Consider the following 8876-nt stretch of genomic DNA (forward strand, 5'->3'; position numbering starts at 1 on the left):
TATTTCCTCCTGAGTATCTTCAACAGAACTTTCTGATTCTTTTACTTCATCTGTATCTATTAAAGTAGATTCTGCTTCTTCACCAACTAATGATTCAGAGCTTTCTTCTGATATTTCCTCTTTTATTTCTTCAGAACTTTCTGATTCTTTTGGTTCTTCTACATATGTTAAAGCAGATTCTGTTTCCTCACTAGCTAATGATTCAGGACTGTCTTCTGATATTCCCTCTTTTATTTCTTCCTGTGACTCTTCAGCAGAGCTTTCTAATTCTTTTGGTTCTTCTATATCTGTTAAAGTAGATTCTGTTTCTTCGTTAACTAATGATTCAGGACTTTCTTCTGATATTTCCTCTTTTATTTCTTCCTGTGACTCTTCAGCGGAGCTTTCTAATTCTTTTGATTCCTCTGTATCTGTTAAAGCAGATTCTGTTTCTTCGTTAACTAAGGATTCAGAACTCTCTTCTGATATTTCCTCCTTTATTTCTTCCTGAGTATCTTCAACAGAACTTTCTAATTCTTTTGATTCCTCTGTATCTGTTGTTTCCTCACTAGCTAATGATTCAGGACTTTCTTCTGATATCTCTTCTTTTATTTCTTCCTGAGTATCTTCAATAGAACTTTCTAATTCTTTTGGTTCTTCCACATCTGTTAAAGTAGATTCTGCTTCTTCACTAACTAATGATTCAGGACTTTCTTCTGATATCTCTTCTTTTATTTCTTCTTCTGGCTCTTCAACAGAGCTTTCTAATTCTTTTGGTTCTTCTATATCTGTTAAAGCAGATTCTGTTTCTTCACTAACTAATGACTCAGGGCTTTCTTCTGCTATCTCTTCTTTTATTTCTTCCTGTGACTCTTCAGCGGAGCTTTCTAATTCTTTTGACTCCTCTGTATCTGTTGCTTCTTCGATAGCTAATGATTCAGAACTTTCTTCTACTATATTTTCTTTTGTTTCTTCATGTTGTTGCTCTTCAACAGAGCTTTCTAATTCTTTTGGTTCTTCTATATCTGTTAAAGCAGATTCTGTTTCTTCGCTAACTAATGATTCAGAACTTTCTTCTGCTATCTCTTCTTTTATTTCTTCCTGAGTATCTTCAATAGAACTTTCTAATTCTTTTGGCTCTTCTTCCGTCTCTTCAGCAGATATTTCTAACTCTTTTGCTTCTTCAGCAGATTCTTTTATACTATTTAATATAGCCTCATCTAAAGATAAAACTTCTTTTCTATTTTCTTCTTTTTCTATATTTGAAAGATATTCTTCTATATTATCAAGAATTTCTTTATCTAATGATAAAAGCTCATCATCTGTATAACTTTTATCTTCTATTTCTCCAACATAATCTCCTATATCATTATTGTTTAATACAAAGTCATCTGATATGCCGTCTTCTATCATGCTATTTATATTAGATAAATTGTCAATATCCTCTTCTTCTTCATCATCTAATATATTATTTATATCCAAAAGCTCTTCATCAGTATATTCCCTCATCTCCAAATGATTTGATTTTTCTTTTTCATCTGAAAGAATATTATCATAACTATCTTCCAATTGAAAATCATCAACACTTTGAATGGAATCTAATTCTCCTTCTTTTAATCCTGATTCTACTTTTATTGATTCATGAATTTTATTTTGATCTTTTGAATATATATTATTAATTATATAAGATTGTTCTGCAGATAATACATCTTCTGGTATAAAGCCATCATCTTCATCATCTTCATCGACAACATATTTATCTGAAGTAGCTGGAAAAAGAATAGATATATTCTCCAAACTTACATCATCAATACTGTCAGCTATTTCAAGATCATCTTCAGATAGTTTTAAACTTCTTTCCAAATCTTTATATTTTTCTGTTTCTTCTTCTGTATAAGCTATATTTAATGTATCATCTTTTTCGTCTTTAATATTATTATCAGGTTCATTTAATACATATTCTTTGCTTGTTATTTTTCCATGTATTTTAGGACTTTCTTTATCTGTATTACCAATAGATATTATAGGAAAATCATTTTCATTTACTTCTATAACTCTTTCTATAAGTTTATCTATATCATACTCATTGATTGAGACATCTTTATTGTAATCAAAAATACTGGCGAACTCTTTTTCCACTATTTAATTCTCTTCATAATTTTTTCTTATATCAGAGTACCTTTTAGGTATGGTAATAATTATATCATTAGTTATAGGCGTATTGTAATCAAAATTATCTGGTAAAAACCCTAATTCCGACATACCTCCGCATATCTCCAAAATATCTGCCACTGACACACCATATCGGCAAAAATATACTCCCTGACTAATAACAGCTCCTTTTACTGTAACACTAATCAATGTATCATTTACTTCAATATTCTTATGAAAAATATTTATTATTATTCCCAATAAAAATATCATTAGTATAAACGACAAACAAAATATTCTATCTCTCATAAAATTATCGGTTATTTATACAATTTTGTTTAATGATATCATTCTTTTTATTTAACGTCAAGATTATAAAATTTATATACTGTAGAATAATATAAATAATTTCAATTTTTGCTTGATAATTTAACAAATGGTAGTATACTATATTAAATATATTATTTTATTTCCGATAATACTAAAAAATAAAATTATATGGTGTTTAAAATATGTTTGATTTAGATGTAGTAAATGCTTTTAGTAAAGGTACAGTAATTATATTAAAAAGCTACTTTAATTCTAAAGTTGGTAAAGGTAATGTAAGAATATACAGAAATGCTAATCATGTAGGCGGTGTAATAGTTTTTGTTGGAATAACAGGAGATTTAAGCGGAAGACTTATGTTCAATATGAGCAAAGCTACTGCTTTTAAATTAGCATCCGCATTAAATATGGAATCAATAACTACAATAGATGATATATTCATAGCTACAATCAAAGAATTCGTTAATATGGTTGCCGGAAGTGCTATTAACGATTTATCTACTAAGCATATAGATTTAGACATGACACCTCCTGCTATATTAATGAGTGAACAAATGTCTATGCTTGAAAAAGAAAATGATAAAATATTATCCATAAACTATAAAACAGAGCTTGGAGAAATATTTATGAATTTAATATTATTTAATCAGTCTAATTAAAATAAGTGCCTAAAATTGTACAATATTTTATATTAATTTTTATTATAGTCCTAATAATAAAAATTATAGTAAATAATATAGTTATATCAAAAAAATCAAATGAATTTTTAGATAAATATTTCAAAGATGAAGAAAAGCTGTATTCAATAAAAGAAGTATCTGAAGCATTTAAATTGGAAGAAGAACATTTTAAGAAGCTTCTATGCACATTAGAAAAATATAATTATTTTCACTTCTTTAATAAGAGAGGCGTAACAATGGTTAAAGATTTCTATTCCAAATACGAACTTAAATATTTAGTAAAAATTCTTAGCAAAAAACAAAAACTCAAATATTAAATTATTTCTTTGATAAATAAATCGCTGGAAGTTGCTAGGTCTACTACCTCTATTCCATCACTAACTGTGCCGTCAAGATGCTTAACTATAGATAGTACAGGACGTAAAGGCAAATTAGGATTTTGTTCTATAACTCTGGCTATACTTCCGTCTGAAAGCTTAACTCTAGTATTATTAGGATAAAAACCTACAGCCTTTTGGAAAGCTTTAACAACATCAGTATCAAAATCCTTTTTAGCAAGCGATATTATAATTTTTACAGCTTTATCCGGTGTATAAGGTATATTACGTTCACCTTTAGTTATTAAATTATTAAATGTATTACAAACAGACACTATTTTACTGTATAAACTTATATCTTTATTATCTTTCTGAAAAGGATATCCCGTACCGTCATATTTTTCATGATGCTCAAGTACAATATCTGCTATATTATCATCCAAATTATCTCTTTTTACCAATTTATAACCCTGAGTAGGATGTTTTTTTAATATAGCTTCTTCCTCTTTTGTAAGATTTGCCTTTGTTAATATACTTTCCTGAATAAGAACTTTTCCTATATCATGTACTAATGCCCCAAGCATTATATTTGCCATATCAACTTTTGTAAGATTTAATTCTCCTGCAGTAATAGCTGATAATGTAGCTACATCTACTGCATGTTTATACATTGTTTCATCTTTACGTTTTAACATAGAAAGATAAGAATGTGCATCCTTATTATCAAGAACTGATGAAAGCATATTATTAACTTCTTTTTTCATACTGTCAAAATCTATAGAAGCCCCATTTTTTACTGATTCATATAATGATTTAGTTTTTTCTATAGCAGCTTCCTTACTTTTTGCAACCTCTTTACTATCTATTTTTAATATTTGCTTTCCTTCTTCCTCTACAACTCCTCTTATGACAGTTTTTTCACCGCTGCCGGATGTATTTACTGTGTTTTCTTTTTTAAGATTTAAAAGTTCTGTTACACTTATAGTTGTAATTGAATTTCTTTTTAATGTTTCTATTATATCTTTTGTAATTACAGTACCAATATCAACTATTCTTTTATCATCGCTATTATATATATTACTAGCTACTTTCATTCCTTCTTTTACTTCATTTAATGGTATTGTAATTTTTGGCATATATAATCCTCGAAATAAAATATTAGAATATATAATACCATATAGTGATATTATATCAAGTAAAATTATAACTATAACTGAGCTGTTATATTATAAATATAATAATTTAAAAATAAAAAATGCACATAAAAATAAAAAATATATATATAATTAAGTACTTTTACTAAAACGCATAGATGTTATATTATATTTATTAAGTCTCAATATAAACATAGCTACTATAACAGCCATAAAAAATGCAACCATTATAAAATAATTAGCTATTGACATACTAGTATCGCTTTGAATACTATTGAGTCTTTCAGATTTTGAATTTATGCTTTCATCTATTGCATTGGCTTCAGATATATTTCCGCTTTCCATTAAAGAACCTTTTCTCATCCTCAAATTATCTATTTCTTTAATTATACTATCAACTTCTTTATCTTTCTTTATTTTATTATATAAATTATATCCCCAAATGCCTATTCCAACAACAGATAGCACAGATGTTACAATAATCAGCACAAGTATGGCAAATTTTCTTTTTTTTATACTTAGATTTGATATATTAAGAGACTTACTTTTTATATCCTCTATATGATCAATAAGGTCTTTAGAATCCGGATATACTAATCTAGCCTCTTCCATACATGATAAAAGATTCACCATAGATTTATATCTTTCAGATCTCTGAAATCCAAGATAAAGTCTATCTATCTCCTTTATTTTATCTTCAACAGTATGTTTTACTACTTTAGGCTTTAAAAAATATGATTTTTTCTTTTTTTTCTTTTTCTCATCCTGACTGCTGCCGTTTTCTTCCGTATTTTCCTCATCTAATAAGTTTATATTTTCATTTTCGTCAACAAATCCCTTATCAAGTTTTCTAATTCCGCCTAATGTGTTTTCCTGACTTACTGTATTTCCATTTCTATCTTTAATTTGAACTCTTATGCCGAAAGTATCTCTAAACATATTTTCAGCACTTTCAACACTCGTATCTTTATTTATAACTATGAAAGCCTTTTGATTTTTCCTAGGATCAGATATTTCAAATAATTTTATATCATCAGATTTATGTGCACCTTTATATATACCTAATGATATACCAAATTCTCTATCAAAAGCATCAAGAAGTTTTGATATGGACATATCTAATGTAATCTTCATAATAACCCTCTTTTATGTGCTTATTTTATCATATTTTACAATAAATAAAACACATCACTTCAAAAAAAAGAAAAAATATAGAACATAATACTTGATTTTTATCAAGTATAATTTATAATCTAAGCTATTAAAAACGTGTTTTTTACAATAGCCGAGATGGCGAAATTGGTAGACGCAGCAGACTCAAAATCTGCCTGAGGCAACTCAGTGAGGGTTCGAGTCCCTCTCTCGGCACATTTAATTTACATAAATGAGTGTGCCTTATGAATAACTCAGCTATAATAATAGATGATGATAATAGCCGATATAATAAAATAAAAGCCGCATTAGAAAGTTCTTCTATAGAAGTATTCATAGCTGAAAACCTATACGAATTAATGAGTAAAATATACAAATATAGCATACGCATATTAGTTTTTAATCCAAACTTAGTATGGATTAATGTTATAGAATTTATCAATGAATTAAAAAAACTTCCTAATTTTAATGAGTTTACTATATTTTTTTTGTATGAAAATATGAGTAAACATTTAGAAAAAGAAGCCCAAAGATTAAATATAATATGTATGAAATACCCTTCTCATATAAATAAATTAGTAAGCAAAATATAAAATCTGTAACCTATACCATAAATTTTATAAAAAATGTAGTACCTTCTCCAACTATAGAGTCAACATCTATGCTGCCGTTATGTTCTGATATTATCTTTTCTACAGTAGCAAGACCTATACCTGTACCCTTCTCCTTGGAAGTAAAATAAGGTTCAAATATCTTATGAAAATTATTTTTATCTATACCTACTCCTGTATCAGTTATGCTTACAATAAAAAATTCATTTAAATCTATTATTTCATGGTATGAAGAAATATATATTACAGAACATTGAGCTTCTAAAGCATTTTTTAATAAATTTCTAAAAGCCATAGCCAATTTCTCTCTGTCCATATTAATAAAATGATCATGCTTACTCAAAACAATACTAAACTTCACATTAGGAGTATTTTTAAAAGAATCCAAAACTTCTAAAAGAACTCCATTAATTGACTGCTTATCTTCAGAAAGTTTTATTGCAAAAGAAAATTCAAAAAAAGATTTAATTAAAGCAGATATAATATTAGCATTTTTTACTATAATATTAGTTGATTTTTTTACTTTTTCTATATCTTTATCAGACATATTAGAAGAAATTTTCCTATCTATAAGTTCAGCATTCATAATAATAGGCATTAGCGGATTTTTTATTTCATGAGCCACCTTTATAGCAGCCTCCCTCCAAGTTTCTAGTCTTGCCCTAGTATTTTCTCTCTCCCTATGATATTTTAAAGCTCTTGCCATAACATTAAATCTATGTATTAGATTTCTCATATCATGCACACCGCCAAGTTTCATATCTATATTAAAATCGGCATTAGTTATAGAATTAGTGGCATCAAGAATCAAACTGATAGGCCTTGTAATTAATCTTGATATTGCTATGCCAAATACTATTGAAAAAAAGGTTGATATACCTAAAATAAATAAATATAAAAGATTCAATATTACAGAAAATTCATTTGTAAACATATTAACAGAATTATAAAGTCTAAAAGCTTCTAAAGCATTATTCCTAATTTCTATGTAATTTTTAGGCATAATCTCTGACCATATAACATAATTATCAGCTATATGCAATGGTATAATGGCATTAACATAAAATAAACCATTATATTCACTATTTAAAAATATTATATCTTCATTATCTAATTTATAATTGATATCAATCGGTATATAATCGCCAGAATTAAAGAATATAATATTATTACCATTATACGAATTAGATAAAAAAATCACATTATTAAAATATTCTGTCTTTTTTAGAAGATCATATATTTTATAATTATCTACATTATTCGATAAAATATAATCATATAAATTATTAAAATATTGAGTACCTACTTCTGAAATTATATCAATCATATAATTTTGTTTATTTATTAGATCATTATTTGATATATCTATTAAATAGGATATAGAATCATTAATATTTTTATCTAAAAATAAATCCAAATTACTTTTAATTATATATGTGGATATTTTACTTATAAATAGACTCGGCAGTATAGTCATTAAACCCATAATAAAAACTATAACTATTTTTAAATGGGATCCTTCCTTTTTCATTATAGCATCTACTATAAATTTAATAATAATGATAATTCCAACTATTATACTTGTAAAAGGAAAAAATAAAACAGAAAATACATAAAAAGGATTAACTATATTAGGTTCATATATAAAACTGCTTACCCATATAGACGCTATTAAGTTTACTATGGTAGATATAACTATAAGGCTTGGTACTACTATACCATACCTTTTTTTAATTCTTTCGTATCTTTTCTTAATAAAATCCATAATTTATTTAAGCATATCTTCTAAAATAACAGGCATATCATCCACTTTTTTTAAATGAACAGATTTAATACCTAATTCCAAAGCAGCATTAACATTATTAAGATTATCATCTATGAACAAACACTCTTCAGCTTTTACATTAAATTTATTTAAGAAATATTCAAATATAGACTTTTCTGGTTTTACCATTTTAACATCCCCAGAAATTACCCCTCCTATACAAACCGTATCAAAAAAATCTGTATCTTTTCTTAAAAAATTAAATGTTTCCATTGGCATATTAGAAAGATAATATATATTATAGCCTTTGTTATGATATTCTCTCAATAAGTGTATATTATTATTATCCTTATTAAGACATATAGTTAATGCTGTATCAAATATTTTATTTATAACTTCTTCATACTTACTACATACTTTAATAAAATGCTTTCTGGAATCTTCAAAACTTACCACACCTTTATCCATAAGAATCCAATCTTTGCTATTAAAAGTATTATTAACAAAAAATTCTCTATCTTCTTTATCTATATATGTATTTACAAAATCATCTACAATAAATTCATATAAAACATTTCCTATATCAGATATTATATTTTTAATCATAATTTAAAACCTTAATTAATATTTTCAAATATTATATTTTCTATAATTTCTTTGTCAAGCAGTATTGACAAATAGTAAAAATAAATTTATAGTTATATTACTCTGCTGTTCTCGTTAAGCGATGACATTCTTGC

Annotated in this window: 9 protein-coding genes and 1 tRNA gene; 4 read left to right on the forward strand and 6 right to left on the reverse strand. The window is 26.4% G+C overall.

Going from position 1 to position 8876, the window contains the following annotated elements:
- Nucleotides 1–2118: hypothetical protein (locus Q0J90_RS09205; RefSeq protein ID WP_297277619.1), on the reverse strand; the 2118-nt coding region annotated here is incomplete at its 3' end.
- Nucleotides 2119–2121: 3 nt separating this feature from the next.
- A complete protein-coding gene (locus Q0J90_RS09210) occupies nt 2122–2439 on the reverse strand; it encodes a hypothetical protein (protein ID WP_297277620.1) in 318 nt (105 codons plus the stop codon).
- Nucleotides 2440–2642: 203 nt separating this feature from the next.
- Here Q0J90_RS09210 and Q0J90_RS09215 point away from each other — a divergent pair, with 203 nt between their 5' ends.
- Both Q0J90_RS09215 and Q0J90_RS09220 read left to right on the forward strand, forming a co-directional pair.
- Complete coding sequence (locus tag Q0J90_RS09215) at nt 2643–3116, forward strand: chemotaxis protein CheX (RefSeq protein WP_297277621.1); 474 nt, start codon at nt 2643–2645, stop codon at nt 3114–3116.
- A 5-nt stretch (nt 3117–3121) separates the two neighbouring features.
- Nucleotides 3122–3454: a hypothetical protein gene (locus Q0J90_RS09220; protein WP_297277622.1), complete on the forward strand. Its 333-nt coding sequence runs from the start codon at nt 3122–3124 to the stop codon at nt 3452–3454.
- Here the strand turns inward: Q0J90_RS09220 and Q0J90_RS09225 are convergent.
- Complete coding sequence (locus tag Q0J90_RS09225) at nt 3451–4590, reverse strand: HD domain-containing phosphohydrolase (protein WP_297277623.1); 1140 nt, start codon at nt 4588–4590, stop codon at nt 3451–3453. The two genes, Q0J90_RS09220 and Q0J90_RS09225, sit on opposite strands and share 4 nt — an antisense overlap.
- 150 nt (nt 4591–4740) lie before the next feature.
- Nucleotides 4741–5742 (reverse strand): hypothetical protein, encoded by a 1002-nt coding sequence (locus tag Q0J90_RS09230; protein WP_297277624.1) that lies wholly within the window; start codon nt 5740–5742, stop codon nt 4741–4743.
- Between the two features lie 150 nt (nt 5743–5892).
- On the opposite strand from Q0J90_RS09230, the gene Q0J90_RS09235 reads away from it, so the two are divergent.
- Nucleotides 5893–5976: transfer RNA gene (locus Q0J90_RS09235), tRNA-Leu, on the forward strand.
- Between the two features lie 29 nt (nt 5977–6005).
- Nucleotides 6006–6353, forward strand: a complete 348-nt coding sequence (locus Q0J90_RS09240) for a response regulator (RefSeq protein WP_297277625.1) — start codon at nt 6006–6008, stop codon at nt 6351–6353.
- Between the two features lie 10 nt (nt 6354–6363).
- Here the strand turns inward: Q0J90_RS09240 and Q0J90_RS09245 are convergent, their stop codons facing one another.
- Both Q0J90_RS09245 and Q0J90_RS09250 read right to left on the reverse strand, forming a co-directional pair.
- Nucleotides 6364–8136: an ATP-binding protein gene (locus Q0J90_RS09245; protein ID WP_297277626.1), complete on the reverse strand. Its 1773-nt coding sequence runs from the start codon at nt 8134–8136 to the stop codon at nt 6364–6366.
- 3 nt (nt 8137–8139) lie between these two features.
- Nucleotides 8140–8742 carry an HAD-IA family hydrolase gene (locus Q0J90_RS09250; RefSeq protein ID WP_297277627.1) on the reverse strand — a complete coding sequence of 201 codons (603 nt, stop codon included), beginning with the start codon at nt 8740–8742 and terminating at the stop codon, nt 8140–8142.
- Nucleotides 8743–8876 lie beyond the last annotated feature (134 nt).

The organism is uncultured Brachyspira sp. (assembly GCF_944390595.1).
Lineage (GTDB): Bacteria > Spirochaetota > Brachyspiria > Brachyspirales > Brachyspiraceae > Brachyspira.